The organism is Camelimonas abortus (assembly GCF_042432745.1).
Lineage (GTDB): Bacteria > Pseudomonadota > Alphaproteobacteria > Rhizobiales > Beijerinckiaceae > Camelimonas > Camelimonas abortus.
Genome location: NZ_JBHLWR010000006.1, coordinates 1,798,162 through 1,825,088, shown reverse-complemented (window position 1 = coordinate 1,825,088; position 26,927 = coordinate 1,798,162). Strand labels below are relative to the sequence as shown.

At 72.1% G+C, this 26,927-nt stretch carries 20 protein-coding genes; 11 read left to right on the top strand and 9 right to left on the bottom strand.

What is annotated here, in order from left to right:
• Positions 1–91 precede the first annotated feature (91 nt).
• The gene (locus tag ACFFJB_RS10195) at positions 92–403 is read left to right on the top strand and encodes a hypothetical protein (RefSeq protein ID WP_376831217.1); all 312 of its coding nucleotides are present in this window, start codon (positions 92–94) and stop codon (positions 401–403) included.
• A gap of 555 nt (positions 404–958) precedes the next feature.
• Here ACFFJB_RS10195 and cydX read toward each other — a convergent pair.
• The 6 genes from cydX to ACFFJB_RS10165 form a co-directional block, all read right to left on the bottom strand.
• Positions 959–1,090: a cytochrome bd-I oxidase subunit CydX gene (gene cydX, locus ACFFJB_RS10190; RefSeq protein ID WP_376831215.1), complete on the bottom strand. Its 132-nt coding sequence runs from the start codon at positions 1,088–1,090 to the stop codon at positions 959–961.
• Between the two features lie 12 nt (positions 1,091–1,102).
• Entirely contained in the window at positions 1,103–2,260 is a 1,158-nt protein-coding gene (gene cydB, locus ACFFJB_RS10185) for a cytochrome d ubiquinol oxidase subunit II (protein ID WP_376831213.1), read from the bottom strand.
• A gap of 3 nt (positions 2,261–2,263) precedes the next feature.
• Positions 2,264–3,841, bottom strand: a complete 1,578-nt coding sequence (locus ACFFJB_RS10180) for a cytochrome ubiquinol oxidase subunit I (protein ID WP_376831212.1) — start codon at positions 3,839–3,841, stop codon at positions 2,264–2,266.
• 230 nt (positions 3,842–4,071) lie between these two features.
• The gene (gene cydC, locus ACFFJB_RS10175) at positions 4,072–5,781 is read right to left on the bottom strand and encodes a thiol reductant ABC exporter subunit CydC (protein ID WP_376831210.1); all 1,710 of its coding nucleotides are present in this window, start codon (positions 5,779–5,781) and stop codon (positions 4,072–4,074) included.
• Positions 5,778–7,589 carry a thiol reductant ABC exporter subunit CydD gene (gene cydD, locus ACFFJB_RS10170; protein ID WP_376831208.1) on the bottom strand — a complete coding sequence of 604 codons (1,812 nt, stop codon included), beginning with the start codon at positions 7,587–7,589 and terminating at the stop codon, positions 5,778–5,780. Before cydD ends, cydC begins: the two co-directional genes overlap by 4 nt.
• A gap of 4 nt (positions 7,590–7,593) precedes the next feature.
• On the bottom strand, positions 7,594–8,166 hold the full coding sequence (locus ACFFJB_RS10165) for a GbsR/MarR family transcriptional regulator (protein ID WP_376832641.1): 573 nt from the start codon (positions 8,164–8,166) through the stop codon (positions 7,594–7,596).
• 271 nt (positions 8,167–8,437) lie between these two features.
• Between ACFFJB_RS10165 and pgm the strand changes: the two genes are divergently transcribed.
• The gene (pgm, locus tag ACFFJB_RS10160; RefSeq protein ID WP_376831206.1) at positions 8,438–10,105 is read left to right on the top strand and encodes a phosphoglucomutase (alpha-D-glucose-1,6-bisphosphate-dependent); all 1,668 of its coding nucleotides are present in this window, start codon (positions 8,438–8,440) and stop codon (positions 10,103–10,105) included.
• Positions 10,106–10,297: 192 nt separating this feature from the next.
• Here pgm and ACFFJB_RS10155 read toward each other — a convergent pair whose 3' ends face one another.
• Positions 10,298–11,767 (bottom strand): cyclopropane fatty acid synthase, encoded by a 1,470-nt coding sequence (locus ACFFJB_RS10155; protein ID WP_376831204.1) that lies wholly within the window; start codon positions 11,765–11,767, stop codon positions 10,298–10,300.
• Between the two features lie 374 nt (positions 11,768–12,141).
• On the opposite strand from ACFFJB_RS10155, the gene ACFFJB_RS10150 reads away from it, so the two are divergent.
• The 5 genes from ACFFJB_RS10150 to ACFFJB_RS10130 all read left to right on the top strand — a co-directional run bounded on the left by ACFFJB_RS10150 (position 12,142) and on the right by ACFFJB_RS10130 (position 17,270).
• On the top strand, positions 12,142–12,930 hold the full coding sequence (locus ACFFJB_RS10150; RefSeq protein ID WP_376831202.1) for a thioesterase family protein: 789 nt from the start codon (positions 12,142–12,144) through the stop codon (positions 12,928–12,930).
• Between the two features lie 150 nt (positions 12,931–13,080).
• Positions 13,081–14,478, top strand: coding sequence for an aminodeoxychorismate synthase component I (gene pabB / locus ACFFJB_RS10145; protein WP_376832639.1), 1,398 nt, complete (start codon positions 13,081–13,083; stop codon positions 14,476–14,478).
• A complete protein-coding gene (locus ACFFJB_RS10140) occupies positions 14,469–15,128 on the top strand; it encodes an anthranilate synthase component II (RefSeq protein WP_376831200.1) in 660 nt (219 codons plus the stop codon). The genes pabB and ACFFJB_RS10140 overlap by 10 nt, the downstream gene beginning before the upstream one ends.
• The gene (locus tag ACFFJB_RS10135) at positions 15,082–15,939 is read left to right on the top strand and encodes an aminotransferase class IV (RefSeq protein ID WP_376831198.1); all 858 of its coding nucleotides are present in this window, start codon (positions 15,082–15,084) and stop codon (positions 15,937–15,939) included. The genes ACFFJB_RS10140 and ACFFJB_RS10135 overlap by 47 nt, the downstream gene beginning before the upstream one ends.
• Positions 15,940–16,502: 563 nt before the next feature.
• Positions 16,503–17,270 (top strand): DUF6065 family protein, encoded by a 768-nt coding sequence (locus ACFFJB_RS10130; RefSeq protein WP_376831196.1) that lies wholly within the window; start codon positions 16,503–16,505, stop codon positions 17,268–17,270.
• Positions 17,271–17,354: 84 nt separating this feature from the next.
• Here ACFFJB_RS10130 and ACFFJB_RS10125 read toward each other — a convergent pair whose 3' ends face one another.
• Positions 17,355–18,254 (bottom strand): SGNH/GDSL hydrolase family protein, encoded by a 900-nt coding sequence (locus ACFFJB_RS10125; RefSeq protein ID WP_376831194.1) that lies wholly within the window; start codon positions 18,252–18,254, stop codon positions 17,355–17,357.
• Positions 18,251–19,417, bottom strand: coding sequence for an OpgC family protein (locus ACFFJB_RS10120; RefSeq protein WP_376831192.1), 1,167 nt, complete (start codon positions 19,415–19,417; stop codon positions 18,251–18,253). The genes ACFFJB_RS10125 and ACFFJB_RS10120 overlap by 4 nt, the downstream gene beginning before the upstream one ends.
• 482 nt (positions 19,418–19,899) lie before the next feature.
• Here ACFFJB_RS10120 and ACFFJB_RS10115 point away from each other — a divergent pair, with 482 nt between their 5' ends.
• From ACFFJB_RS10115 to metH, 4 genes are all read left to right on the top strand, one after another.
• Positions 19,900–20,790 (top strand): DMT family transporter, encoded by an 891-nt coding sequence (locus ACFFJB_RS10115; protein ID WP_376831190.1) that lies wholly within the window; start codon positions 19,900–19,902, stop codon positions 20,788–20,790.
• 244 nt (positions 20,791–21,034) lie between these two features.
• The gene (locus ACFFJB_RS10110) at positions 21,035–22,060 is read left to right on the top strand and encodes an ArsR/SmtB family transcription factor (RefSeq protein ID WP_376831188.1); all 1,026 of its coding nucleotides are present in this window, start codon (positions 21,035–21,037) and stop codon (positions 22,058–22,060) included.
• On the top strand, positions 22,057–22,956 hold the full coding sequence (gene metF, locus ACFFJB_RS10105; protein WP_376831186.1) for a methylenetetrahydrofolate reductase [NAD(P)H]: 900 nt from the start codon (positions 22,057–22,059) through the stop codon (positions 22,954–22,956). The genes ACFFJB_RS10110 and metF overlap by 4 nt, the downstream gene beginning before the upstream one ends.
• Before the next feature lie 104 nt (positions 22,957–23,060).
• Positions 23,061–26,825: a methionine synthase gene (gene metH, locus ACFFJB_RS10100; protein WP_376831184.1), complete on the top strand. Its 3,765-nt coding sequence runs from the start codon at positions 23,061–23,063 to the stop codon at positions 26,823–26,825.
• Positions 26,826–26,927: the final 102 nt, after the last annotated feature.

The window sequence follows — 26,927 nt, the reverse complement described above, 5'->3', positions numbered from 1 at the left end:
GTATGCGCCCGGCGAAAACGCATGGATTGACAGGCGACAGCTAATGTCGTTTTGCAGTTGGTTGTCCTGAACATCTGGAACGGGGAAGCGCATGTCGTCAGTTCGTTGGTCTCTCGTCGCCGTCGCCGGCATCGCCGCCGCCATGCTGGCCGGCTGCCAGAGCGCCCAGGAATCCGCCATTACCGCCGAAATGACCTGCCGCCAGGCCGGCCTGCGTCCGGGCACCGCCACCTACGACCGTTGCGTGGCCGCCGCCTATGACCAGAGCCGTCGCCAGGCTGACCAGGCCGCCACCGCCGTGGCCGTCGGCACGGCGGCGGGCGTCGTCGGCGGCGCCATCATCGGCGCCAACAGCCGCCCCTATTACGGCTGGCGTCGCTGCAACGCCTGGGGCTGCTGGTAAGCGTCCCCCGCCCGGCTTGCGCCGGGCCGCAGCCGCCGCTCCCGCTACGGGGCGGCCCGGCGAAGTTCCGGAAGGCCCGGGTTCATGCCCGGGCCTTTTTGCGCGCCGGAGAGGGGCGTGCGCCGGCCGGCCCGGGCAGGCGTCGTCGTCATCCCCTCCCTGGTCCGCCGCCGGCCATAACGACGGCCTTCACCACGACGCTTTGACCGGCCCGGCCGCCAGCGCCATCTCCGTCATTGCCGGCGCCTCCGCCCGGCCGCCGCTCCCGCTCCGCCGTCAGGCCCGGGCAGAGCCGGGCGTTCATGGCGCGTCGCCCGCCCTCCGCCGGCGGGGAAGTGAGGCGCGCAGGCGACGGCCTGTCCATCCGTAACGCCCCCCGGCCGGGTTCATGGATGGCCGGGTCCGGCCGGGCATGACGTGACGGGCGGCGCGGCGCCTTGCGCAGGACCACCCGCCGCGGGCGCCGGCCGGACACGAAAAAGGCGGCCCTGCGGGGCCGCCTTTCCCGGGAGCCAGGCAGGGCGGCGGGGATCACGCCCCGCCGCGGCCTGGCGGTCAGCGGCGCTGGCGCGCCTCGGCGGCGGCTTTCGCCTTCGCCTGATCGTCCATCAGCTCGAACCACATGGCGTTCAGCACCGCGAGGGCCGCCGCCAGAGGCAGGCCGAGCATCCAGGAAAAATACCACATGCCGTCGTCTCCTCAGTAAGCGTGGCTGTTCTCGCCGGTGATGTCCTTCTCCTCCACCTTGCCCCACAGCACCCGGTACACGAAGGCCGTGTAGGCGAGCACGACCGGCAGGAAGATCACGGTGCACACCAGCATGATGAACAGCGTCAGATGGCTGGACGAGGAGTCCCACACCGTCAGCGACACGTTCGGATCTTCCGACGAAGGCAGGATGAACGGGAACATCGACACGCCGACCGTCGAGATGATGCCGAAGATCGCCAGCTTGCTGGCCAGCAGCGCCGTGATCTCCCCGCGCAGGCGCAGGGCGATGAAGGTCAGCAGCGCGCCAATGACGCCCGCAGCCGGGGCGACCAGCGTCCATGGCGCGGCCTGGTAGTTGTCGAACCAGGCTCCGGCCGCTCGCACCACCTCCTTGGCGTGCGGGTTGGAGGCGCCGTTGCGCGCCGCTTCGCTGGCGAAGCGGTAGCCGTCGACGCCGCCATGGTAGAGCCACGCGCCCGCGAGCACGAACAGCGCCAGCGTCAGCAGCGCCGTCACCGAGCCGATGGCGCGGGCCCGCGCATGCACGGGGCCGTCGGTTTTCACAGCCAGCCAGGCGGCGCCGTGGGTCACCAGCATGCACACCGACAGCACGCCGCACAGCAGCGCGAACGGGTTGAGCAGGCCGAAGAACGTGCCGTCGTAGAAAATGCGCATGTCCTGGTCGAGCCGGAACGGCACGCCCTGCAGCACGTTGCCCACGGCCACGCCGAAGATCAGCGACGGCACGGCGCCGCCGATGAACAGCGCCCAGTCCCAGGCGTTGCGCCAGGCCGGATTTTCAAGCTTCGAGCGATACTTGAAGCCCACCGGACGCAGGATGAGCGCCATCAGGATGGCGAACATCGCCAGGTAAAAGCCGGAGAACGACACGGCGTAAAGCTGCGGCCAGGCGGCGAAGATCGCGCCGCCGCCCAGGATCAGCCACACCTGGTTGCCTTCCCACGTGGGGGCGACGCTGTTGATGGCGATGCGCCTCTCCACGTCGGTGCGGCCCACGAAGGGCGTGAGCGCGCCCACGCCGAGGTCGAAGCCGTCGGTCCATGCGAAGCCGATGAGGAGGACGCCGAGCAGCGCCCACCAGATCAGCCGCAGGTGTTCATATGAAATGAGGTCATGCAGGATCATGGCTTACTCCGCAGGCGCGAGAACGGCGGGAACGAGCTCGGTCTCGGGCTGGTGATCCGGCTCCGGTCCCTTGCGGATGGCGCGCAGCATCAGCTTCATCTCGATGACGATCAGCGCCGAGTAGAGCAGCGTGAAGCCGATGATGGTCATCAGCACCGTCGAGGCGCCGAGGCTGGAGACCGCCAGCGCCGTCGGCAGCACGCCTTCGATCACCCACGGCTGGCGACCCAGTTCGGCCACCATCCAGCCGCACTCCGCCGCCACCCACGGCAGCGGAATCGACCACACCGCCACCCACAGCAGCCAGCGCGGCGTCTCCAGGTTGCGGCGGGCCGACTTGTAGAAAAACACCGCCGTCAGCAGGATGAAGAAGAAGCCGCAGGCCACCATGATGCGGAACATCCAGAAGATGGGGCCGACCATGGGCACGGTGTCGTTGGCCGCCTTCGTGATCTGCTCCGGCGTCGCCTCGCGCGGATCGTCCACATAGCGCTTCAGCAGCAGGGCGTAGCCCAGCTCGCGGCCGTTCTCCTCAAACTGCTGCTTCAGCTCGTCCGGGATCTTCGCGCCGCGCGGCAGGGCGCGGATCTTCTGCAGGGCGTCGTAGGCGACGACGCCCTTGCGGATCCAGCCTTCGGCGCGCTGCGTCAGCTCGTTGATGCCCATGATCGGCGTGTCGAGCGAGCGCGTGCCGATGAGGCCCATCACCCACGGAATGTGCACCGCGTAATGGGTCCCGCGCTCCTTTGTGTCCGGGAAGCCGAACAGGGTGAAGGAGGCCGGCGGCGGCTCCGTCTCCCACATGGCCTCGATGGCGGCCAGCTTCATCTTCTGGTGCTCGGTGGTGAGATAGCCGCTCTCGTCGCCCAGCACCACGACCGACAGGGCCGAGGCGAGGCCGAAGGAGGCGGCGACCGCCATGGAGCGCCGCGCCAGCTCGAGGTGACGCCCCTTCAGCAGGTACCAGGCCGACACGCCCAGCACGAAGATGGCGCCGCAGGTGTAGCCCGCCGAAACCGTGTGCACGAACTTGGCCTGCGCCACCGGATTCATGATCACGTCGTAGAAGCTCGTGATCTCCATGCGCATGGTTTCGGGATTGAAGGCCGAGCCGACCGGATTCTGCATCCAGCCGTTGGCCACCAGGATCCACAGCGCCGAGAAGTTCGTGCCCAGCGCCATCAGCCAGGTGATGATCATGTGGCCGAGGCGGGACATGCGCTCCCAGCCGAAGAAGAACAGGCCGACAAAGGTGGCCTCAAGGAAGAAGGCCATCAGGCCCTCAATGGCCAGCGGGGCGCCGAAGATGTCGCCGACGTAATGGCTGTAATAGCTCCAGTTCATGCCGAACTGGAACTCCATCACGATGCCGGTGGACACGCCGAGCACGAAGTTGATGCCGAAGAGCGTGCCCCAGAATTTCGTCATCTGCCGCCAGATGGGACGGCCGGTCATCACATAGACCGTCTCCATGATGGCGACGAGGATCGAAAGGCCGAGCGTCAGCGGCACAAACAGGAAGTGATAGAGCGCCGTCAGCGCGAACTGGAGGCGCGATAGCGCGACAATGTCGAGTTCCATGCGTCACGTCAGGCCGGCTGGCCCAACCCCCTTGTGAATGCTGTCCGCCGTCGCCGGCGGACCAGGGCCCGGCGGGTCGCCCCGTCCGGGGTGGGCGCCGCTGGCCCGTCCGGCGTCGCCGCCGCGACGGGCTCCCCCTCGCGCCCGGCGCGGGGCGGCCGCGCACCGGCCGTCCCGCGCGGGGCCGGGCCTTGGGGCCCGGCGTCCGTCTCCCCTTTCGGGGAGCGCATTCAGTCTGGCCGCAGTCCGGCCAGCAGCGCGTCGAAGGCCGGTTCGCCCCGGCGCGCCTGAAACACGATCCGCCCGCCCTCCATCACCGCCAGCCGGTCGGCCAGCTCCGCCTCCCGGCGCAGGTGGGTGGCGATGACGAGGGCGCGGCCGGCGGCGAGGCTGTCGACGCACGCCAGCGTCGCGCGGGCGGCGCCGGCGTCCAGCGCCTCGGTCGGTTCGTCCAGCAGCCACAGCGGCGCGTCGCGCAGCAGCAGCCGCGCCAGCGCCAGCCGTCGCGCCTGGCCGCCGGAAAGGCCGGCGCCGCCTTCCCCCAGCATGGCGTCCAGCCCCCCGGGCAGCCGGCGCACGACCGCGCCAAGGCCGGCCGCCTCCAGCGCCTGCATCAGCCGGGCGTCGTCCGCCTCCGGCGCCGCGAGGCGCAGGTTGTCGCGCAGCGTGTCCTGGAACAGCTCGGTGCGCTGGGTGAGCAGGCCGGAGGGCAGGCGGCGCGCCACGCCCGCGGCGGGGGAAAGCTCGCCGGCCAGCAGCGCCAGCAGCGTCGACTTGCCGGCGCCGCTCGGGCCGGTGAGCGCCACGCGCTCGCCGGCGGCGACGGCGAAGGTCACGTCCCGCAGCGTCGGCCGCGCCGCGCCGGCATGGCGCAGGCTCACTCCCTCCAGCTGCACGGCGAAGCCGGGCTCCGGCGCCGGAGGCTCCTGCGTCTCCTGCTCCTGCGCGCCGGCGAGGCGCGGGGCGAGGCGGCCCAGCGCCAGCAGCGTGCGGCCCAGCTCCATGGCGCCGCGCCGCAGCGCGGCGAAGGGCTCCAGCGCCGCAAGGGCGACCAGGGCGCACATGGCGGCCACCGGCGCGCCGATGGCGCCGTGCTCCGCCAGCAGGGCGGCGGCGAGCAGCACGCCGGAGAGCAGCACGGCGCCCGCCACGCCAAACACGGCGGTGAGACCGGCCTCGGCGCGGTTGATGGCGTCGTCGGCGCGGGCGAGACGGGCGTCCGCCGCGGCCACCGCCCTGGCGGCGGCCTCCAGTCGCCCGGTCATGACGAGGTCAGTCTGGCCGGCGGCGAGATCAATCACCCGCTGGCGCAGGGTCTCGAGGCCGCTGGCGCGCCGCCGGGCCGGGGCGAGCGCCCTCCGCGCGGCGAGCGTGGGCGCGCCAAGGCCGGCCAGCAGCAGCCACGCCGTGGCGGCGAGGCCGAGCCACGGACTGACCAGCCCCAGCGTCACCCCGGTGACGAGGCCGGCGCCGGTCGCGGCGGCGGCGGGAACCAGGATGCGCAGGTACAGCGAATCGAGCGCGTCGATGTCGCCGGTGAGGCGGAACAGCAGCCGCGCCGGCCGCAGCAGCAGCAGGCGCGCCGCGCCCGGCCGCGCCCAGCCGCGGAAGGCGCGCTCGCGCAGCTCCGCCAGCACGGCGAAGGTGGCGTCATGGGTGGCGAGCCGCTCGCCGTAACGGGCGGCGGTGCGGCCCAGCGCCAGCAGGCGGATGCCCGCCGAGGGCGTGAACACGTCGAACGCCAGCGCCGAGGCCGCCGAGAGCCCGGCGATGGCGGCGGCGGCGATGAACCAGCCCGAGAGCCCGAGCAGGGCGATGCCGGCGATCACCGTGACCGTGGCCAGCGCCGCGCCCAGCGCGAGGCGGCGGCGCTGGCTGCGCCAGTACAGGCCCAGCACGGCGCGCAGGCTCCGCCGCAGGGTGGGACGCGCGCCGCTCATGCCGCCTCCTCCAGCGTTGGCCCCGCCTGCGGACGCGGGGCGAGGGGAATGATCCGGTCCATGCGCGCCGCCAGCTCCGGATCATGGGTGGCGACGATCAGGGTGCGGTCGCGGGCGAGATCCAGCAGGGCGGCGGCGACGGCGCGGGCGGTGGCGCGGTCGAGATGGGCGGTGGGTTCGTCGGCCAGCACGAGGCCGGCCCCGGTGTTGAAGGCGGCGCGGGCCAGGGCGATGCGCAGCGCCTCGCCGCCGGACAGGCCGACGCCGTTCTCGCCGATGATGGCGCCGCCGCGGGCTTCATGGAGGCTGTCGAGGCTCGCCCAGGCGATGGCGGCGCGGGCGCGCGCGGCGGATCCGGCCGGATCGGCGCCGCGGCCCATGGCGACGTTGCCGTCAATGGAGCCGGCGAAAATGTGCGGCTTCTGGCTCACCCAGGCGATGCGCCGGCGCAGCGCGGCGGCGGAGCCGTCGTCCATGCGCGCGCCGCCGATGCGGATCTCGCCGGATTCCGGCCGGGCGAGGCCGGCGACCAGCGCCAGCAGGGTGGACTTGCCGCAGCCGCTCGGCCCCAGCAGCGCCACCCGTTCGCCTGGCTGGACCTCGAAGGAGACCGAACCGTCCAGCGCCGGGGTCTCCGCGCCCGGATAGCGGAACGCCGGCGCCTGCACGCTGACGCCGAGGGGGCCCGTGGCGGGGACGGCGGCGGCGGCCTCCGCCGCAGGGACGGCCGCGCCCGGCAGGCTGGCCCGCGCCGCGGCGGCCGACAGCCTGTCGAGCGCGGCGATGGCCGCCTCGCCCGCGGCGCGGTCGTGCCACACCGCGGAGAGCTCGCGCAGCGGGTCGAAGAAGGCGGGCGACAGCATCAGGATGAACAGGCCCTCGGCCAGGGTGAGCCTGCCGCCCCAGGCGCCGAAGGGCATCTCGCCCAGCAGGTGGAAGCCGACGTAAACCGCCGCCAGCGCCACGCCGAGGGCCGAGAACAGCTCCAGCACCGCCGAGGAGAGAAAGGCGATGCGCAGCACCGCCATGGTCTTGCGCCGCAGCCCCTCCGCATTGGCGCGCAGGCGACGGGCCGTGAGGTCCACCGCGCCAAGGGAGCGGATGGTGGCGAGGCCGCGCAGCCGGTCGAGCAGGAAGGCGTTCATGGAGCCCATCTCCACCAGCTGCTCCTCGCTGGCCGCCTTCGCCCGCCAGCCGATGAGCGCCATGAAGACGGGAATGAGCGGGGCCGCGACCAGCAGGATCAGCGCCGCCAGCCAGGAGAAGGGCAGTATGCACGCGAGGATGGCCAGCGGCGCCGCCGCCGCCTTGAAGCGCGCCGGCAGGAAGCGGGCGTAATAGGTCTGCACGGCCTCCGCCTGCTCGCCGATCACCGAAGCCGCCTCGCCCGAGGCGGGCCGGCGCGCGTCCAGCGGCGACAGGGCGGCGAGGGCGGCGCAGGCGGCGGCGCGGCGCGCGGAGAGCGCGGCGCGGGCGCCGGCGAAGGCGCGGCGCACGCCCCGCGCCTCAAGCCCGGCGCGCAGCACGCCGAGCAGCAGCACCCCGAGCGCCGGAGCCACGGCGGCCGAGGCGGGCGCGCCGTCGGCGACGGCGCCGATGGTCCAGGCGATGAGCGCGGCCTGGGGCAGCCACAGCAGCGCGGCGACGGTGTGGATGACGGCGGCGGCCCGGGCGGCGCATCTGCCGTCGCCGGCGGCCGCGGCCGGCGGCTCCGGCGCGCGGGCCGGGGCCGGCGACTCCCCTTCCGGCGCGACGCCTGCCGCCGCGCCGCAGCTGACCGCATCAGCGGGCCATGCGCCGTTTCTCATGGCGTCATTCCTTCGCCGGGGGGCGCCGTTTCCGGCCGATCGAAACGATCCGGTCGGTCGTTTCAAGCAGCTTGGTCACACGGGACCCGAGCGTCAACAGCGAAGCCAGCCTTTCCTGGTCGAGCTGTTTCACATCATCGTACCAGGTGGTCAGCCGTTCGATCATGTTGTGCATCTCGGCCATGCGCCGCTGGGCGTGGCGTTCGGCCTCGCTGGCCGGTTGCTGCATCAGGATTTCGCGCAGCACCGAGAGGGTGGGGTCCACCTCGCGTTTCTTGCGCTCCTCGGCCAGGGTGCGCAGGATCGTCCAGATGTCGTCGGGGGTGGTGTAGTAGTCGCGCCGGTCGCCTGGCAGGTGTTTCATCAGCACCAGGTTCCACGCCTGCAGCTCGCGCAGGCCCATGGAGACGTTGGAGCGCGACATGCCCAGCGCGGTCACGATCTGGTCGGCGCACAGCGGCTCCGGCGAGACGTAAAGCAGGGCGTAGATCTGGCCGACGGTGCGGTTGATGCCCCAGCGGCTGCCCATCTCGCCGAAATGGAGCACGAAGGACTGCACCAGGGGGGGCAGATTCATCGACATCGGTCGGGGTCCGTCGGTCCGATCTGAAATTTCAGAAATTTCTGAAACTTCCATACATCCTGTCGCCACAGAAGAAAAGGGGGGCGGCGCCGGCCAGGACACGCCGCCGCAGGGGCGGCCGTCGCGCCGGCAGCGGCAGGACGCAAGGGAAGGTCAGGCGCCGCCGCGCTTTCGCCACGCCTGGACCGTTGTATTGCGGCGGGCGTCGTGTATCCGCTTGTCACAGGCGCGGCCGCACGTCGCCGCTCATCACCCGGGAGCATGCATGTCGAACGCAGTCAGTCCGCTGGCGGGCAAGCCGGCAGATCCTGGCCAGCTCATCAACGTGCCGAGGCTGGTCACTGACTATTTCGTGCTGAAGCCCGATGCGGAGAACCCCGCGCAGCAGGTGTCCTTCGGCACGTCGGGGCACCGCGGCTCGGCTTTCGCCTGCGCCTTCAACGAGGCGCACATCCTGGCCATATCCCAGGCCATCGCCGAGCACCGGGCCGCGGCCGGGATCACCGGGCCGCTGTTCATCGGCAAGGACACCCACGCCCTGTCCGAGCCCGCCTTCGCCAGCGCGGTGGAGGTGTTCGCCGCCCATGGAATCGACGTGCAGGTGGACGCCGGTCTCGCCTGGACGCCGACGCCCGTGATCTCCCACGCCATCCTGTGCTGGAACCGCGGCCGCGACGGCGGCCTCGCCGACGGCGTGGTCATCACCCCCTCGCACAATCCGCCGGAGGACGGCGGCTTCAAGTACAATCCGCCCCATGGCGGGCCGGCCGGCGCCGACGTCACCGACCGGATCCAGAAACGCGCCAACGACATCATCCGCGGCGGCCTCCGGGAGGTGAAGCGCATTCCCTTCGCCCGGGCCATGGCCGGCGGCCAGGTGACGCGGCGCGATTTCATCACCCCCTATGTGGACGATCTCGGCGCGATCATCGATCTCGACGTGGTGCGCGCGGCCGGGCTGCGCATCGGCGTCGATCCGCTGGGCGGCGCGGCGGTGCGCTACTGGGAGCGGGTGTTCGAGCGCTATGGCCTGAACGGCGAGGTGACCAACGACGCGGTCGACCCCACCTTCCGCTTCATGACCGCGGACCATGACGGCAAGCTGCGCATGGACTGCTCCTCGCCCTACGCCATGGCCCGGCTCATCAGCCTGCGCGACCGTTTTGACGTCGCCTTCGCCAATGACACGGACGCGGACCGCCACGGCATTGTCGCCCCCTCGGCCGGCCTGCTGAACCCCAACCACTATCTCACCGTGGCCATCGCCTACCTGTTCGCCAACCGGCCGCAGTGGGGGGCGCATGTGGGCGTGGGCAAGACGGTGGTGTCCAGCAGCGCCATCGACCGGGTGGCGGCGCGCCTCGGCCGGCGCCTGGTGGAGACGCCGGTGGGCTTCAAATGGTTCGTGGAGGGGCTGATCGACGGCGCGCTCGGCTTCGTCGGCGAGGAGAGCGCCGGCGCCTCCTTCCTGCGCCGCGACGGCAGCGTGTGGGCCACCGACAAGGACGGCGTCATCGCCGGCCTGCTGGCGGCGGAGATGACCGCCCGCACCGGCCGGGATCCGGGCGAGCTCTACGGCGACCTGACCCGCGAGATCGGCGCGCCGGTTTACGCGCGCATCGACGCCCCCGCCAGCGCCGCGCAGAAAAAGGTGCTCAAGGCCATCCGCCCGGAGGACATCGCGCAGGCCACGCTGGCCGGCGAGCCCGTCCTGGCGCGGCTGTCGCACGCTCCGGGCAACAATGAGGCCATCGGCGGCGTCAAGGTGACGGCGCGGAACGGCTGGTTCGCCGCCCGGCCTTCGGGCACGGAGGACGTCTACAAGATCTACGCCGAGAGCTTCATCGGCGAGGACCATCTGCGGCGCATCCAGCAGGAGGCGCAGGAGATCGTCGCCGCCTGTTTCCGCGCCGCCGGCGTGGGCGACGCCTGATCCCCGCCGCGCCGGCGGCGGATCCGGACCAGAAAAAACCGGCGCGGGCGCCGCGCCGGTTTTTCGTTTTCCCGCTTTTGTTTTCCCGCTTTTCGCTTTCCTGTTCCCGTGCTCCCGCCCCGCGCCTGCGGCCGGGCGCGGCGCGTGCGCGCCAGCGCGCCCCCGGAGGCGCCCGCCGTTCCGTCGCCGCGCCTATTCGGCGGCGATGGAGGAGCGGTCGTTGGCTGCGGAGCCGGGCGCGGCGTTCCCGGCGGACGCGCCCGCGGCCGGGGCTGTCGCGGCCGCGGCGGCGGAGGTGGCCGCCGCGCCTGACGCCGCCGCGGGCGCGGGCTCCTGCGCGGGCGTTTTCTCCGGCTCCTTCTGCGGTTCCCTGTGCGGCTCCGGGGCCGGCGCGGCCGCAGGAACCTCGGGCAGCGGCGCAGGGCGCGGCCTGGCGACGCCCTCCGGGAACAGCGGCAGGCGCTTCTCCGCCTCGAACATGTAGTCGCGGGTCAGCGGAACCGTGTCCACCTTCCTGGCCATCTGGATCTGGAACACCATGTGGCCGCCATAGCGGAAGGTGACCTCGGAGCCGGCGAGGTAGAACTCCCACATCCGGCAGAACTTCTCGTCATAGAGGGCGCGGATGCGGTCGCGGTTCTCGTTGAAGCGCCGGCGCCACGCGCGCAGCGTCTCGGCGTAGTGCAGGCGCAGGATCTCCACGTCAGTGACAATCAGCCCGGCGCGCTCGATGGCCGGCAGCACCTCCGACAGCGCCGGCGAATAGCCGCCGGGGAAGATGTATTTCTGGATCCAGGAATTGGTGGCGCCGGGGCCGTCCGACCGGCCGATGGAGTGCAGCACCGCCACGCCGTCGTCGGTGAGCAGGTCGCGCACCTTGCGGAAGAACGCGTCGTAATGGTTGATGCCCACGTGCTCGAACATGCCCACCGAGACGATGCGGTCATAGCGGCCGCGCTCGTTGCGGTAGTCGCAGTGGCGGAAGCGCACCTTGTCGGCGAGACCGCTCTCCTGCGCCCGCTCGCGCGCCACCACCAGCTGCTCGTCCGAGAGGGTGATGCCCTCCACCGAAACGTCCGCTGCGCGTGACAGGTAGAGCGCGAGGCCGCCCCAGCCGCAGCCGATGTCCAGCACCTTCTGGCCCGGCTCCAGCAGCAGCTTGGCGGCGAGATGGCGCTTCTTCTGCGCCTGGGCGAGGGCGATGTCGTCGTCTTCCCTGAGGAAGTAAGCGCAGGAATACTGCCGGTCCGGATCCAGGAAATTGTCGAACAGCGCCGCCGAGAGGTCGTAGTGGTGCGCCACCTGGCGGCGCGAGGCTCCGACCGGATTGAACTGCTGCACGCGGCGGATGGCGCGCCGCCACGTCTTCGCCAGCAGCTCGGTGGGCGGCGTGCGGCCGCTGGCCCACAGGTTCTTCGCTCCCAGCTCCAGCAGGTCGTAGACGTCGCCCTCGACGATGTCGATGTCGCCGTTCATGTAGCCTTCGCCGATCATCAGGTCGGCGTCGACAAGCAGCGACGGGCGCGACATCGACTCGCTGACGCGCAAGGTCACCGGAGCGCCCTGACCGTCGCCCCATTTCGTCTGCGCGCCGTCATCCCTGATGATGGTCAGGTTGCCGGTCTTCACAAGCGACTTGAGCAGTAGCGTGAGATAATCCATGACAGAGCCGCTCCATCCCCTGGGCCGGCGACGCTGTTTGCTTGCATGACTGTACCTTGTCGTCGCGTCGCGGCGTCGCGACAGCCTAAGTCCGGTTGATGCCGGGAGCAATCCTGACGGCCGGTCCAATCTGGGGGCTATCTGCCTGACGTTGCGTCATTTAACGCGCCGTTTTCAGGCGGCGGTCGCAAAAAAGGTCCCGCCAGGTCCCGCCATGCGCCGGGGCGGTTGCGGGGGCCATGCATCCGGCGCATGATCCGGCCGCTGGCCGCCCCGGCGCTTTCATATCTATAAATCGGCGAACGACTGGTGCGGTTCCGGGCCGGCGCGACGCGCGCCCGCGACGGACGCCGCCGTTTGGAGGGCAGGAACAGATGACGCCGTTTTCCAGGCTGATGGCCGGAATGACCGAGGCCGGCGACGCCTTGAAGGTTTTCGTGAGCGACGACTGGCTGCAGGGCCGCACCACCTATGGCGGGCTCTCCGCCGCGCTGTGCGCCCGGGCGGCGGAGGTCGCCGTTCCGGACCTGCCGCCGCTGCGTTCGGCCCAGTTCAGCTTCATCGGCCCGGCCAGCGGCTGGCTGGAGGCGCGTCCGGCCGTGCTGCGCCGGGGCAAGTCGGCGGTGTGCGTCGGCGTCGACCTGACCAGCGACGGCGCCGTCGCCACCCGCGCCGTGCTCACCTATGGCGCGGCGCGCGAGTCGCGCCTCAGCTACCAGGGCAAGCCTTTCCCCAGGGCGGCGGACGTCGACGATTCGCCGGACTTCTTCGGCGGCCGGCAGGGGCCGACCTTCTCGCAGCATTTTGAGCTGCGCGCCGCCGGCGGCGTGCTGCCCATGTCCGGCTCCTCCGAGCCGGAATACGTCATCTGGGTGCGCCACCGCGACGGGGCCGCAGGCTCGGGGCCGGTATCGCTTCTGGCGCTGGCCGACGCGCCGCCGCCAACCGCCATGGCGCTGCTGAAGGAGTTCGGCCCGATCAGCACCATGACCTGGATGGTGGACTTCACCCCCGAGGCCCATCGCGGCGTCACCGGCTGGACGCTGCTGCGCATGCACGCCGAGGACATCGGCGAGGGCTACTCCACCCAGGAGACGGCGGTGTGGTCCGGGACCGGCAGGCTGCTGGCGCTGTCCCGCCAGACCATCGCGCTGTTCGTCTGAGCGGCGCCGGCGCCGTCCGGAAGCGCTGGCGCGGAGCGGCGCGGACGGCTATGCCTGCTCCGGCCGCGCCCTGAGTCCGGCCGCACACAGCACGCGGGTGAAACGGTGTGGCGCTGCGAACTCCAAGCTGATCCCGAACGCGCCGGCTGGCTGGCGGAGGCCGCCGGCCTGCTGGCGGCGCGCGGCGTCCGCGGCTTCGCGCTGCTGGACTCCGCCCTGCCTGCCCCGGCGGCCGGGCGCTTCGCCACCGGCCGCTGGTCGTTCCTCACCCTGGCGCCGTTCGGCCTCTGCCGCGTCCGCGAGGGGCGCGCCTTCTGGAACGGAACGCCGCTCGCCGGCCCGCCGCTGGCGGCGCTGCGACGGCTGTGCGCGCGCTGGCGCCTGCCGGCGGCGGAGGCGCCGGACGTCGCGCCGTTCCGCGGCGGCGCCGCCGGCTATGTGGCCTATGATTTCGGCGCGCGCCTCGAGCGGGCGTCGCAGCCGCGCCTGCCGGGGGGCGTCGACGACATGGCGTTCGGCTTCCACGACGTGGTCGCCGCCCACGATCATCTCACCGGCCGGGTCACGGTGTTTTCCTCGGGCTTTCCCGAAACCGGCGCCGCCGGCGCGGCGCGGGCGGCGCGGCGCGGGGCGCAGATGCAGGCGCTTCTGCAGGCGGCGGCCGCCGCCGCGCCCGCCGCGCCGGGCCGGGGCCCGGCCCTCCGCTTTTCCGCCAGCCACGACCGCCCGGCATGGGAGGCGGCCGTGGAGCGGGTGAAGGACTACATCCGCGCCGGCGACATCTACCAGGCCAATGTGGCGCGCCGCTTCAGCGCGCCGTCGCCGCCGGATTTCGACGCCTTCGCGCTTTACCGGGCGCTGCGCGCCGAGAACCCCGCGCCCTTCGCCGCCTTCATGGATTTCGGCGACGTCGCCATCGCCTCCAGCTCGCCGGAGCGCTTTCTCGCCCTGCGCGGCGGCGTGGTCGAGACAAGGCCGATCAAGGGCACGGCGCGGCGCAGCGACGATCCGCGCGAGGACGCAGCCATCGCCGCGGCCCTGCGCGCCTCGGAGAAAGACCGGGCCGAGAACGTGATGATCGTCGACCTGCTGCGCAACGATCTCTCGCGGGTGGCCCGGCCGCACGGCGTGCGCGTCACGGCGCTGTGCGCGCTGGAGACCTACGCCGGCGTCCACCACCTCACCTCGGCGGTGGAGGCGGAGCTGGCGGCGGGACGCGACGCCTTCGACCTCATCGCCGCCACGTTTCCGGGCGGCTCGATCACGGGGGCGCCCAAGATCCGCGCCATGGACATCATCGCGGAGATCGAGGGCAGGGGCCGCGGCGTCTATTGCGGCGCCATCGGCTACATCGGCTTCGACGGCGACATGGATCTCAACGTCGCCATCCGCACCGTGCAGGTCGCCGGCGGCGAGATCAGCCTTCACGCCGGCGGCGGCGTGACGCTGCTCTCCGACGCCGCGGCGGAGTTCGAGGAGACGGAGGCCAAGGCGGCGCGGCTGTTCGCGGCCTTCCGCCGGCTGGAGCGCGGCGCCCCATGCTGCTGATCATCGACAATTACGACAGCTTCGTCTTCAACATCGCCCGCTATTTCGGGGAGCTGGGGGCGCGGGTGGAGACGGCGCGCAACGACGCCGTCACCGTGGCGGAGGTTCTGGCCCGCGCCCGCGCCGGCGCGCTGCGGGCGGTGGTGATCTCGCCCGGGCCGTGCACGCCGCGGGAGGCGGGCGTTTCGCTCCCGCTGGCGCAGGCGCTGGCCGGCGTGGTTCCCCTGCTGGGGGTGTGTCTTGGCCACCAGTGCGTGGGCGCGGCCTTCGGCGGCGTGGTGCGCCGGGCGGTGGAGCCGGCGCACGGGCGGGCGACCGCCATTCGCCACAACGGCGCCGGCCTGTTCGCCGGCCTGCCCGATCCGCTCACCGTCGGGCGCTATCACTCGCTGGCGGTGGCCGAGACGCCGGCCATGGCGACCCATTTGCGGGTAGACGCCCGCAGCCCGGCCGGGGAAATCATGGCGCTGTCACATGTGGGCCTGCCGGTTTACGGGGTGCAGTTTCACCCCGAATCCGTGCTCACCGAGCATGGCCACCAGTTGCTGGCGAATTTTCTCGCCATCGCCGACGCATGGCGGGGCAACCCTTCCGGAGGCGCGGATGATCTGGGTGAACGGCGCGGCTGCGACAGGCGCCGCCGCCATTGACGCGGGCGACCGCGGCCTGCTGCTGGCCGACGGCGTGTTCGACACCGCTCTCGTCGTGAATGGCGGCGTGGTCTGGCGCGCCGCCCATGACGCGCGGCTGGTGGCGTTCTGCGCCGCCATCGGCATCGCCGCGGACGCCGACTGCGCCGGCCTGCCGCTGGCGCGGCGCATCGGCGAGGCCATGGACCTCGCCAGCGCCGGCATGGCGCTCGGTTCGGTGCGGGTGACGGTGACGCGCGGGCCGGGGCCGCGGGGCGTGGCCCCGCCGCAGACGCCGCGGCCGACGGTGATCGCCGCGCGCGCGCCGATGACGGAGCCGGCCGCCTTCCGGCCGCTCAGCCTGTGGGTTTCCGGCGTGCGGCGCAACGAGACGTCGCTGGCCTCGCGCATCAAGAGCCTCGCCTACATCGACAGCGTGCTGGAGACGGCGCACGCGCGCGCCGCCGGCTGCGACGAGCCGCTGTTTCTCAACACCCGCGGCGAGGTTGCCTGCAGCGGCGTCGGCAATGTCTTCATCCTGCGCGGGCGGCGGCTGCTGACCCCGCCGGTGGAGGCCGGCGCGCTGCCGGGCGTCGCCCGCTGCGCCGTCATGCAGCTGGCGCCGCGCATCGGGCTGGAGGCGACGGAGCACGGATTTACGCTGGAGGAGCTGGCCGGGGCCGACGCGGTCTACGTCACCAACAGCCTGCGGCTGCTTGCTCCCGTGACGCGCCTCGGCGGCGCGCCCCTGCGCGCGCGCAAGAACGTGTTCGCCGGCCTGCGCGCCCTGCTGGCCGCAGCCGCCGGCCTGCCCGATCCGGGCGAACGCTAGCGCTGTCCCGCCAGGGCGGGCGCTGTTGCCTGATTTCGACAGTATTTCCGGAATGACATGTCCGCCCCGGCAAGTATTGTTCTGGAACGCCGGTTTTTGATTTATGGTGGTTTCCGGAATTTCCTGACGCTAGCCTTTTCCTGCACGGCGCGCCGGCCTCTCCGGCGAGGCGCCGCGCATGACCGCCCGGCCCGGGGCAAGCCGGCCGGCGCCGCGCCCGCAAGGGGGGACATGCCGGGCGCGCCGGCGGAGACATGAATCGGGCCGGGCGGTCACCGGCGCCTGTCACCGGCGCCTGTCGCCGGCCGGCTGTAACTGCCCTCCCGTGGCCGGCCGTCTGTCGTTGTCCGCCCGCCGCCGGTCCGTCCGCCGGCGCCGCTCCTGACCGTCCTGTTCTGGCCGTGGCGCGCGCCGCGCCGGCGACGTGGGGCCGCGGTCTGCTGCGGTGGGATGCGCCGGCGGCGTGCGGCGGTGGCCTGCGGGTCCGGGGGGGCGCCTGGGGCGGCGGTCGTCCGGCGCCGCGCCGGTCAGGGCCAGCACGCCGAAACGCTGCGGAGTCGCGCATGAAGCTCACTGGTTACATCCTTGACGGACACCGTGTGACCATCCGCCCGGCGCCGCTGGAGCGTCCGTGGATGGACGCCACCCCCGCCCGGTTCGCCTATCGCTGCCTGCCGCTCAACATCGCCAACCGCCACGGCTGGGAGGTGCTGTGCCCCGGGCGGGTCTGCGCCATCTGGGACGGCGGCGACAGCGCGGCTTCCATCCGTGTTGACGGCGGCGGCGTCGCCGTCAGCCATTTCGGCTGCGGCGTGCTCACGTTTCACGTGCCGCTGCTGTTCCGCACCGAGCCGGGCTACGACCTGATGGTGTGCGGGCCGGTCAACCGGCCCAAGGACGGCATCGCGCCGCTCACCGGAGTGATCGAGACCGACTGGGCGCCTTACACCTTCACCATGAACTGGCTGTTCACCAGGCCCGGGCGCCGCGTCATCTTTGAGGAAGGCGAGCCGTTCTGCCATTTCTTTCCGGTGCGGCGCGGGCTGCTGGAGCAGGTGTCGCCGGCGCTGGAGCCGCTGGCGGCCGGAACGGAGCTGGCGGCCAGCTTCTCCGCCTGGTCGCGCAGCCGCAACGACTTCAACGCCGGCCTCGCCGCCCGCGCCAGGGAGGCCGTGGACCAGGGCTGGCAGAAGGCCTATTTCCGCGGCCTCATGCCGGACGGAGCCGCCGGCGCGCCCGACCACCGCAGCCGTCTGCGCCTGCAGCCGTTCGCCGCTCCCGGGGCGGCGGCCGCCCCGTCCCCGGCCGGTTCCGGACCGGCCGGCGCATAGTCCGCCGCCGCGCCCGCCCTCATCCCCCGCCGTTAGGGGAGCGCCAGCGTGTCCGGGGGGACGCGGCCGGGGCCGCGCCTGCGCTCACATGGCGTTGGCGCCGGCGCCGCTCCACGCCGCGCGCACGATCTCGTCCGCCAGCACCCGCGCCATGCAGGCGTAGCCGCGGTCGCTCATGTGAAAGCCGTCGGCGGCGAGCATGCTCCGCAGGGTCTCGGCCGAACCCTCGCCCCAGCGCTGCATCAGCGCGTAGCGGTTGAACACGCAGGCGCGCCGGCTCAGCCCGGCTTCCTCCACCAGCTTCACAAAGCGCTCGTACCGCGCCCGGCGGCGGATGGAGGGGAAGAACTGCTGGTTCATCAGGATCAGGTCGGCGCCGGAGACCGCGACGGCGCTGACGCCGCGGTCGAGCAGGGCGCGGAACGCGTCCTCGGCCACGTCGGAGAGGGCGTCATTGGTGCCCACCTGCCAGATCACCAGGTCCGGCCGGTGGCGCTCCAGCTCGCGCTCCAGCCGCGCCAGCGTCTGCGCCGCGGTTTCGCCGCCGACGCCGGAGACGCGCATCTCCACCTTCGCGTGCGGCAGCAGCCGCTCCAGCTCCTGCTCCAGGCGGGCGGGATAGCCGTGCGCCGGCGAGGTGGCCCCGACGCCCTCCGTGGTGGACGAGCCGATGGCGAGAATGCGCAGCGGCTGGCCGGCGGCGAGCCGTTCGCCGGTGCGGCGCAGCTCGCCGGTGGTGGCGAGGGCGGGGCGGGAGGAGACGCACTCCGGCGCCGCCAGGCGTCCGGTCTTCTGCGCCGGATCGGGCAGGGCGGCGGACGGCGGGGCCGCGCCCGGGACCGGGGTCGCGGGGAACGGCGCGCCGGGAGCGGGCGCGGCCGCTTCCGGCGGGGCGACGACGGCCTTGCCGGACAGGGGAGAGCCCGGCCAGTCGGCGCCGGCGCGGACCGGGCCGGCCAGCAGCGCCAGCGCGCAGGCGATCACTGGCGCGGCCCTCCGCCGCCCCGGGCGGCGACAGGCTGGCTGGCGGCTTTTCCGGCCCTGGCGGCGGTCGAACGGCATTCAAGCAGGCTCGCGAAGGCCACCAGACCGAAAATGCCGGCGACCACATAAACCACGCCAACAATGGGCGAACCGTGGCTGATCGCAAGCAGAATCTGCCCGCCGGCGCTGGCCAGCGAACCGGCGGCGAACACGGCGAGGCCGTGGCGGCCCATCAGCGTGAGCTTGTCCGCTCCCGGCAGGCGCAGCAGCGCCTCGCCGACGCGCATCTGCGACAGCACATAGGCGAGGGCGAGAAAATGGGTCAGGCGGCCAAGGCCGAGATCGGTCTTGCTGAGGTCGAGCCACGCGCGCGCGGCGTCATAAACGCCCGGCGCGAGGCCAAAGACATTGGTCACCATGACGGCGCCCGCCGCCAGCCACGCCACGCACAGCCAGAACAGCGCCCGCGAAAACGGCGCCTTGCCGCCCCGCCACATCACGCCGCAGACGATGCCGATGGTGAACAGCAGCTGCCAGCACAGCGGATCAAAGAACCAGCGCCCTTCCGCCGGCCAGGTGGGCAGGCCGAAACCGGTGACGCGCGACCAGGCGTAGACCGCCGCCGACAGCGCCAGCGCCAGCAGCGGCCGCACCCACGCCAGCGCCAGCAGCGGAATGGCCGCGAGCATCAGCACGACATACAGCGGCAGGATGTTGAAATAGCCGATCTGGTGGCTGAGCAGCAGCAGGCCCGCCAGCGCCCGGCCAGGCTCCATGAAGCTGATGTCGCGGCCGTGACTGGTGGCCAGTTCGGTGATGCCGGTGGCGAGAAACGCCTGCCCGAACATCACCAGCGCCGCAAATGTGAGCAGCAGGTGCACGCCGTAGAGCTTCACGGCGCGCTTCACGCAGCGGCGCGCCGTGCCGGGCCAGTCGCCGGCGCGCAGCTTCGGGAAGTAGGCCAGCGAGACGGCGAGGCCCGAGACGAAGACGAAAGCCTCCGCCGAATCAGAGAAGCCGAAATTGCGCATGGTCACGTGTTCGAGCAGGTTGCCGGGCACGTGATTGATGAAGATCACGACCAGCACGAGGCCGCGCCACAGGTCGATGGTGTCGATGCGTTTGCGTTCCATGCCAGTGGCCTGCTGCGGCTGTCCGTTCATGGCGGGCTCCCCCCTCGGCGCGCCGGTGCCTGCGTCGTCCGGCGCCGTCCTCTCATCCGTGAGCGTGGCGAAACCGGGACGCAGGCGCGGCGGCGCCGCGGCGTCCACATGATTGTGACCCGAAGTAACGCAAGGGCAGGTCGCGCAGGTTATGCAATATATGCATGAATGTCGCGCGCCGGATGCAAAATGGTCATGCCGGCGCGCCGCCCCATTGCGGCCACACCCCTGTGGCGTTACAGCCAGGCGCCCCTCCGGGCGACGCCGTTCTCCCCACAGCAAGGCAAGACAGGCGCCAGCTTCGCTCCTGGCGCCCGGCTTCTGCTGGCGGCCCTTCCGGACCGGGGCGCAGCCCGCCATGCGCGCGGCCGGCGCCGGCCGGCGCAGGGCTCACCGTCACGTGGCGTCGCGCGCCGGGCGGCAGCAGCTTCCTGCGCCGCCGCCGCGGCGCGTCCAGGGGCGCGTTGCGCGCAGGTCAGGTCATGAGCATTCGCGATTTCGTCATTCTGTTCCTGATTTGCGCGGCGTGGGCGTTCAGCACCGTTCTCAGCAAGGTGGTGATCTCGGACCTCAACGCGCCGCCGCTGTTTTATGCGGCGGCGCGCTTCAGCCTCGTGGCGCTGGTGTGCCTGCCGTGGCTGTTTCCGGTGCCGCGGCCGGTGTGGCGAATCGTGACCGTGGGCCTGTGCATGGGCGCCGGCAGCTTCGCCCTGGTGTTCATCGGCCTTCAGACCGCCACGCCGTCCGCCACCGCCATCGTCAGCCAGCTCGGCGTGCCGATCACCACGGTGCTGTCGGTGATCGTGCTGGGGGAGGTCATCGGCTGGCGCCGGCGGCTCGGCATCCTGCTGGCCTTCTCCGGCACCATGGTGGTGATGTGGGACCCGGAGGGCGTCAGCGCCTCCGTCGGCCTTGCCTATGTGGCGGCGTCGGCGGTGTGCGCTTCGGTGGGCGCCATCATGATGAAGCAGATGTCGTCGGTGCGGCCGCTGCAGTTCCAGGCCTGGGTGGGGCTGGTGAGCGCCTTTCCGCTCATTCTCGGCACGGCGCTGTTTGAGGAGGACGTGGTCGCCCGCGCGCTCTCCGGCGGCTGGACCCTGGTCTTCGCCGTGCTGTTCGCGGCGCTGGTGGTCTCGGTGTGCGCCCACACCATGTATTACGGCCTCATCAAGAAATATGAGGCCAACATGATCGCGCCGCTGACGCTGATGTGCCCGCTCATCACCATCGGCCTCGGCATGTGGATGACCGGCGACAGGCTGACGCCCGGCGCGGTCATCGGTTCGGCCGTCGCCCTCGCCGGCGTGCTGCTCATCGCCGTGCGCCGCAACGCCAGGCTGCCGATCTCCCGCGCCGCCATGGGCGGCAAATGAGCGGGCAGGCGCGGCGGCGCGTGAGGGGTTGCGGCGGGGCAGGCGAGGCGCGCAGGTGAGGCCGGGCGCGCGCCCCGGCGGCCGGACGGCGGCGGCGCAGGCGACTTGACGATATAAACATATCTTTATATGTGTCCCTGACAGGCGGCGGCGTCCGCCGCGGCGCGGCCGCCTCGCGCGGCGCCCGGGCCAGCGGCGCCCGGGCCAGCGGCGGCGCGCGGCGCCGTCAGGGAGACCAGCGCCAGTGTCGCAGACAGACGTCGCCTCGTTTGAACAGGTTCTGGCCGCGCTCAGGGCGGCGGCGGAGGAGACGCGCCTGCGCATCCTGAGGCTGCTGTCGCACGGCGAATTCAGCGTCTCCGACCTCACCGACATTCTCGGCCAGTCGCAGCCGCGCATATCGCGGCACCTGCGCCTGCTGTGCGACGCGGGCCTGGTGGAGCGCCGCCGGGAGGGGGCGTGGGCGTTTTTCCGCCTGGCGGACGGCGCCGGTTTTCCGGCTCCGCTGCGGGCGCTGGTGGAGGCGCTGCCGGCGGACGATCCGCTGCTCGCCCGCGACGCGGCGCGGCTGGTGGAGGCGCGCGCCGAGCGCGCCCGCGTCGCCAGCGCCTGGTTCGCGCGCCTGGCGCCGGAATGGGACCGGCTGCGCTCGCTGCACGCGCCCGAGGCGCTGGTGGAGGACGCCATCCTGGCGCTGCTCGGCCCGGCCCCGGTGCGGGCGCTGCTCGATCTGGGCGCCGGCACCGGCCGCATGCTGCAGCTGCTGGCGCCGCAGGCGCAGCGTCTGGTGGGGGTCGACGCCAGCCCGGCCATGCTGCAGGTGGCGCGGGCCAATCTGGAGCGGGCGGGAATCACCCGCGCCGAGCTGCGCCAGGGCGACATCAACGCCCTTGACGTGGAGCGCGGCGCCTTTGACCTGGTGACGATGCACCAGGTGCTGCACTTTCTTGACGATCCCGGACGCGCCGTGCGCGAGGCGGCGCAGGCGCTGGCGCCGGGCGGGCGCCTGCTGGTGGTGGACTTCGCCACCCATGAACACGAGTTCCTGCGCGACCGCCACCAGCACCGGCGCCTGGGATTCGACGACGCGCAGATGGCCGCCTGGTTCGCCGCCGCCGGCCTCGAGCCGGGGCCGACGCGGCGTCTGTCCACGGAGGATGCGCCCCGGGGCGGGGCGGCCGGCAGGGGCCTTACGGTGGTGCTGTGGCTCGCCCGGCGGCGCGCAATCACGGACGGGTCGCCAGACGGCCGGAATTCAGGGACTGCATGATGGTTTATCGGGCAAGCCGCGACAGCGTGCGCGCTCCGCGCGTGTCATTCGAGTTCTTCCCGCCGAAGACGCCGGCGATGGAGGAGCAGCTGTGGAGCGCCATCCGCCGCCTGGAGCCGATGCGGCCGCATTTCGTCTCCGTCACCTACGGCGCGGGCGGCTCGACGCGCGAGCGCACCCACGCCACGGTCAAGCGCATCGTCGAGGAGACCTCGCTGACGCCGGCGGCGCACCTGACCTGCGTGGCGGCCAGCCGCGCCGAGGTGGACGCCGTCATCCGCGGCTATTACGACGCCGGCGTGCGCCACATCGTGGCCCTGCGCGGCGACCCGGCGGAGGGGCCGGGCCATGCGTTCCGCGCCCATCCCGAGGGCTACCAGTCCTCGGCCGAGCTGGTGGCCGGCATCCGCGCCATCGGCGACATCGAGGTGTCGGTGTCCGCCTATCCGGAGAAGCACCCGGAAAGCCCTGACTTCGACGCCGACCTCGACATGATGAAGCGCAAGATTGACGCCGGGGCGACGCGGGCCATCACCCAGTTTTTCTTCGACAACGACGTCTATTTCCGCTTTCTCGACCGGGCGCGGGCGCGCGGCGTCAACATTCCCATCGTGCCTGGGCTGTTGCCGGTGCAGAATTTCGCCCAGGCGGCCAGCTTCGCCGCCCGCACCGGCGCCAGCATTCCGGCGTGGCTGGCGCACCGGTTCGAGGGGCTGGACGACGATCCGGAGACGCGCCGCCTCATCGCCTCGGCGGTGGTGAGCGAGCAGGCCGCCGACCTGATCGACCGCGGCGTCGACGAGCTGCATTTTTACACCATGAACCGCGCCGACCTCGTCTACGCCGTGTGCCACCTGCTCGGGCTGCGGCCCGCGCCGGCGCCGGAGGCGTCGTGAGGCGCATTCGCCGGGCGCCTGGCGCGCCCGCGGCCGGCCGCGCAGGGCCGGCGGAACATTGAGGGCGCCGGGGCGTCGCCCCGGCCGCGCAACCGGAACAGGCCATGACCCAGACCACGACCACCGCATCCGCCGCCCCGGCCGGCGCCCGTCCCGCCGACGGGGACGCCGTTCTCGCCGCCCTCGACGCCGCCGCGCGCGAGCGCATCCTGGTGCTGGACGGGGCCATGGGCACCATGATCCAGGGCCGCAACTTCACCGAGGCGGATTTCCGCGGCGAGCGCTTCCGCGACCATCCCCTCGACCTGAAGGGCAACAACGACGTCCTGGTCCTGACCCAGCCGGAAGCGATCCGCGACATTCACCTCGCGTATTTCATGGCCGGGGCGGACATCGTCGAGACCAACACCTTCTCGGGCACCGCCATCGCCCAGGCGGACTACGGCCTGCAGGACGTCGTCTACGAGCTGAACGTCGCCGGCGCCCGCGTCGCCCTGGAGGCGGCGGCGGAGGCGGAGCGGCGTGACGGTCGCCGGCGCTTCGTCGCCGGCGCGGTCGGCCCCACCAACCGCACCCTCTCGATCTCGCCGGACGTGAACAACCCCGGCTACCGCGCCGTGACCTTCGACGGGGTGCGCGACGCCTACGCCGGACAGATCCGCGGCCTGGTGGACGGCGGCGTCCACATCCTCCTTATCGAGACCATCTTCGACACGCTCAACGCCAAGGCGGCGGTGGCGGCGGCGGAGCAGGTCTTCGCGGAGCGGGGCGTGCGCCTGCCGGTGATGATCTCCGGCACCATCACCGACCTGTCGGGGCGCACGCTCTCCGGCCAGACGCCGGAGGCGTTCTGGATCTCGCTGGCGCACGCCAGGCCCTTCAGCATCGGCCTCAACTGCGCCCTCGGCGCCCGCGAGATGCGCGCGCACATCCAGGAGCTGTCGCGCGTCGCCGACACTTTCGTCTGCGCCTATCCCAACGCCGGCCTGCCCAACGAGTTCGGCCTCTATGACGAGAGCCCGGAGGCCATGGCGGCGCTGGTGGGCGAATTCGCCGGGGCGGGGCTGGTCAACATCGTCGGCGGCTGCTGCGGCACCACGCCGGCCCATATCGCCGCCATCGCCCGGGCGGTCGCCGGCAAGGCGCCGCGCCAGGTTCCGGCGATCGAGCGGCGGCTGCGCCTCTCCGGCCTCGAGCCGTTCACGCTCACCGACGACATTCCCTTCGTCAACGTGGGCGAGCGCACCAACGTCACCGGCTCGGCCAGGTTCCGCAAGCTGGTCACCGCCGGCGACTACGCCGCGGCGCTGGAGGTGGCCCGCGACCAGGTGGCCAGCGGCGCCCAGATCATCGACGTCAACATGGACGAGGGCCTGCTCGACTCGAAGCAGGCGATGACCGACTTCCTCAACCTGCTCGCCGCCGAGCCCGACATCGCCCGCGTGCCGGTGATGGTCGACTCCTCGAAATTCGAGGTGATCGAGGCCGGCCTCAAGTGCCTGCAGGGCAAGGGCGTGGTGAACTCCATCTCGCTGAAGGAGGGCGAGGAGAAGTTCGTCGAGGAGGCCCGCATCGTGCGCGCCTATGGCGCCGCCGTGGTGGTGATGGCCTTCGACGAGCAGGGCCAGGCGGACACGGCCGAACGCAAGGTCGCCATCGCCGCCCGCGCCTACCGCATCCTGACGGAGCAGGTGGGCTTTCCGCCCGAGGACATCATCTTCGATCCCAACATTTTCGCCGTGGCGACGGGCATCGAGGAGCACAACAATTATGGCGTCGACTTCATCGAGGCGACGCGCGCCATCCGCCAGACGCTGCCGTACGCCCATGTCTCCGGCGGCGTCTCCAACCTGTCGTTCTCGTTCCGCGGCAACGAGCCGGTGCGCGAGGCCATGCACGCGGTGTTCCTGTACCACGCCATCCGCGCCGGCATGGACATGGGCATCGTTAACGCCGGCCAGCTCGCCGTCTATGACGAGATCGACCCCGAGCTGCGCGAGGCCTGCGAGGACGTGGTGCTGAACCGCCGGCCGGACGCCACCGAGCGGCTGATGGACGTGGCCGAGCGCTACCGCGGCGGGGCCGGGCGCAAGGCGCGCGAGGCCGACCTCACCTGGCGGACCTGGCCGGTGGAGAAGCGGCTGGAGCACGCCCTGGTCAACGGCGTCGCCGAATATGTCGCGGAGGACGTGGAGGAGGCGCGCCTGAAGGCCGCCCGCCCGCTGGACGTGATCGAGGGGCCGCTGATGGCCGGCATGGGCGTGGTCGGCGACCTGTTCGGCTCCGGCCGCATGTTCCTGCCCCAGGTGGTGAAGTCGGCCCGGGTGATGAAGCAGGCGGTGGCCTGCCTGCTGCCCTACATGGAGGCCGGGAAGACCGACGCCCGCGGCAGCGCCGGCAAGGTGCTGCTCGCCACCGTCAAGGGCGACGTGCACGACATCGGCAAGAACATCGTCGGCGTCGTGCTGGCCTGCAACAATTATGAGGTCATTGACCTCGGCGTGATGGTTCCGGCGGCGAAAATCCTTGAGACGGCCCGCAAGGAGCAGGTGGACGTCATCGGCCTCTCCGGCCTCATCACCCCGTCGCTCGACGAGATGGCCCATGTGGCGGCGGAGATGGAGCGCGAGGGCTTCGACATTCCGCTGCTGATCGGCGGCGCCACCACCAGCCGCGTGCATACGGCGGTGAAGATCCATCCCAACTACCGCCGCGGCCAGGCGGTGTACGTGCCGGACGCCAGCCGCGCCGTCGGCGTGGTCTCCAGCCTGCTATCGGACGCGCAGGCGGCGGACTTCGTAGCGGCCGTGCGGGCGGAATATGAAAAGGTGGCCGGAGCCCACGCCAGCGCCGAGGCGGACAGGCGGCGCATGCCGCTGGCGAAGGCGCGCGAAAACGCGCTCCGGCTCGACTGGAGCGCGTGGACGCCGGTGAAGCCGGCCTTCCTCGGCGAGCGGGTGTTCTCCTCCTATGACCTCGCCGAACTGGCGCGCTACATCGACTGGACGCCGTTCTTCCAGACCTGGGAGCTGAAAGGACGCTTCCCGGCCATTCTCGAGGACGAAAAACAGGGCGCGGCGGCGCGCCAGCTGTATGCGGACGCCCAGGCCTTGCTGGAGCGGATCATCGGCGAGCGCTGGTTCACGCCGCGCGCGGTGATCGGCTTCTGGCCCGCCAACTCGGTCGGCGACGACATCCGCCTTTACGCCGGCGAGAGCCGCAACGAGACCCTGGCCACCTTCCACACCCTGCGCCAGCAGCTGGCGAAGCGCGACGGCCGCCCAAGCCTGGCGCTGGCTGATTTCGTCGCGCCGGAAGGCTCCGGCAAGGCGGACTATATCGGCGGTTTCGTGGTCACCGCCGGCCCGGAGGAAGACCGCATCGCTAGGCGCTTCGAGGGCGCCAACGACGACTATTCCTCCATCATGGTGAAGGCGCTGGCCGACCGCATCGCCGAGGCCTTCGCCGAGCGCATGCACGAGCGCGTGCGCAAGGAGTTCTGGGGCTACGCCCCGGACGAGAACTTCACCAATGACGAGCTGATCCAGGAGAAATACGCCGGCATCCGCCCGGCGCCGGGCTATCCGGCCCAGCCGGACCACACCGAGAAGGCGACGCTGTTCCGCCTGCTGCAGGCGGAGAAGCGCATCGGCGTGAAGCTCACCGAAAGCTACGCCATGTGGCCGGGAGCCTCGGTCTCCGGCCTCTACATCGCCCACCCGCAGAGCTACTATTTCGGCGTGGCGCGGGTGGAGCGCGACCAGGCGGAGGACTACGCCCGCCGCAAGGGCATGGACCTCGCCGAGGTGGAGCGCTGGCTGGCGCCGGTGCTCAACTACGACCCGGCGCGCCACCGCGGCGAGGGCTGAGCGGGGCGGACCCGGCCGGCAGCCGGGCGCGCCGCCGTCAGGCCGCCGGGGGCCGGCGGCCTTTTCGTTGCCCGCCCGCGCGCGGGTCCGGGCGTCTCTGCG

Coding starts and splice junctions, on each gene's coding strand:
- ACFFJB_RS10135 (WP_376831198.1), top strand. CDS start 15,082: ATGATCTGGGTGAACGGCGCGGCTGCGACAGGCGCCGCCGCCATTGAC.
- pgm (WP_376831206.1), top strand. CDS start 8,438: ATGTCGAACGCAGTCAGTCCGCTGGCGGGCAAGCCGGCAGATCCTGGC.
- ACFFJB_RS10165 (WP_376832641.1), bottom strand. CDS start 8,166: ATGAATCTGCCCCCCCTGGTGCAGTCCTTCGTGCTCCATTTCGGCGAG.
- ACFFJB_RS10130 (WP_376831196.1), top strand. CDS start 16,503: ATGAAGCTCACTGGTTACATCCTTGACGGACACCGTGTGACCATCCGC.
- metH (WP_376831184.1), top strand. CDS start 23,061: ATGACCCAGACCACGACCACCGCATCCGCCGCCCCGGCCGGCGCCCGT.
- cydX (WP_376831215.1), bottom strand. CDS start 1,090: ATGTGGTATTTTTCCTGGATGCTCGGCCTGCCTCTGGCGGCGGCCCTC.
- ACFFJB_RS10155 (WP_376831204.1), bottom strand. CDS start 11,767: ATGGATTATCTCACGCTACTGCTCAAGTCGCTTGTGAAGACCGGCAAC.
- cydD (WP_376831208.1), bottom strand. CDS start 7,589: ATGAGAAACGGCGCATGGCCCGCTGATGCGGTCAGCTGCGGCGCGGCG.
- ACFFJB_RS10195 (WP_376831217.1), top strand. CDS start 92: ATGTCGTCAGTTCGTTGGTCTCTCGTCGCCGTCGCCGGCATCGCCGCC.
- ACFFJB_RS10120 (WP_376831192.1), bottom strand. CDS start 19,417: ATGAACGGACAGCCGCAGCAGGCCACTGGCATGGAACGCAAACGCATC.
- ACFFJB_RS10115 (WP_376831190.1), top strand. CDS start 19,900: ATGAGCATTCGCGATTTCGTCATTCTGTTCCTGATTTGCGCGGCGTGG.
- cydC (WP_376831210.1), bottom strand. CDS start 5,781: ATGAGCGGCGCGCGTCCCACCCTGCGGCGGAGCCTGCGCGCCGTGCTG.
- ACFFJB_RS10150 (WP_376831202.1), top strand. CDS start 12,142: ATGACGCCGTTTTCCAGGCTGATGGCCGGAATGACCGAGGCCGGCGAC.
- ACFFJB_RS10140 (WP_376831200.1), top strand. CDS start 14,469: ATGCTGCTGATCATCGACAATTACGACAGCTTCGTCTTCAACATCGCC.
- ACFFJB_RS10180 (WP_376831212.1), bottom strand. CDS start 3,841: ATGGAACTCGACATTGTCGCGCTATCGCGCCTCCAGTTCGCGCTGACG.
- cydB (WP_376831213.1), bottom strand. CDS start 2,260: ATGATCCTGCATGACCTCATTTCATATGAACACCTGCGGCTGATCTGG.
- metF (WP_376831186.1), top strand. CDS start 22,057: ATGATGGTTTATCGGGCAAGCCGCGACAGCGTGCGCGCTCCGCGCGTG.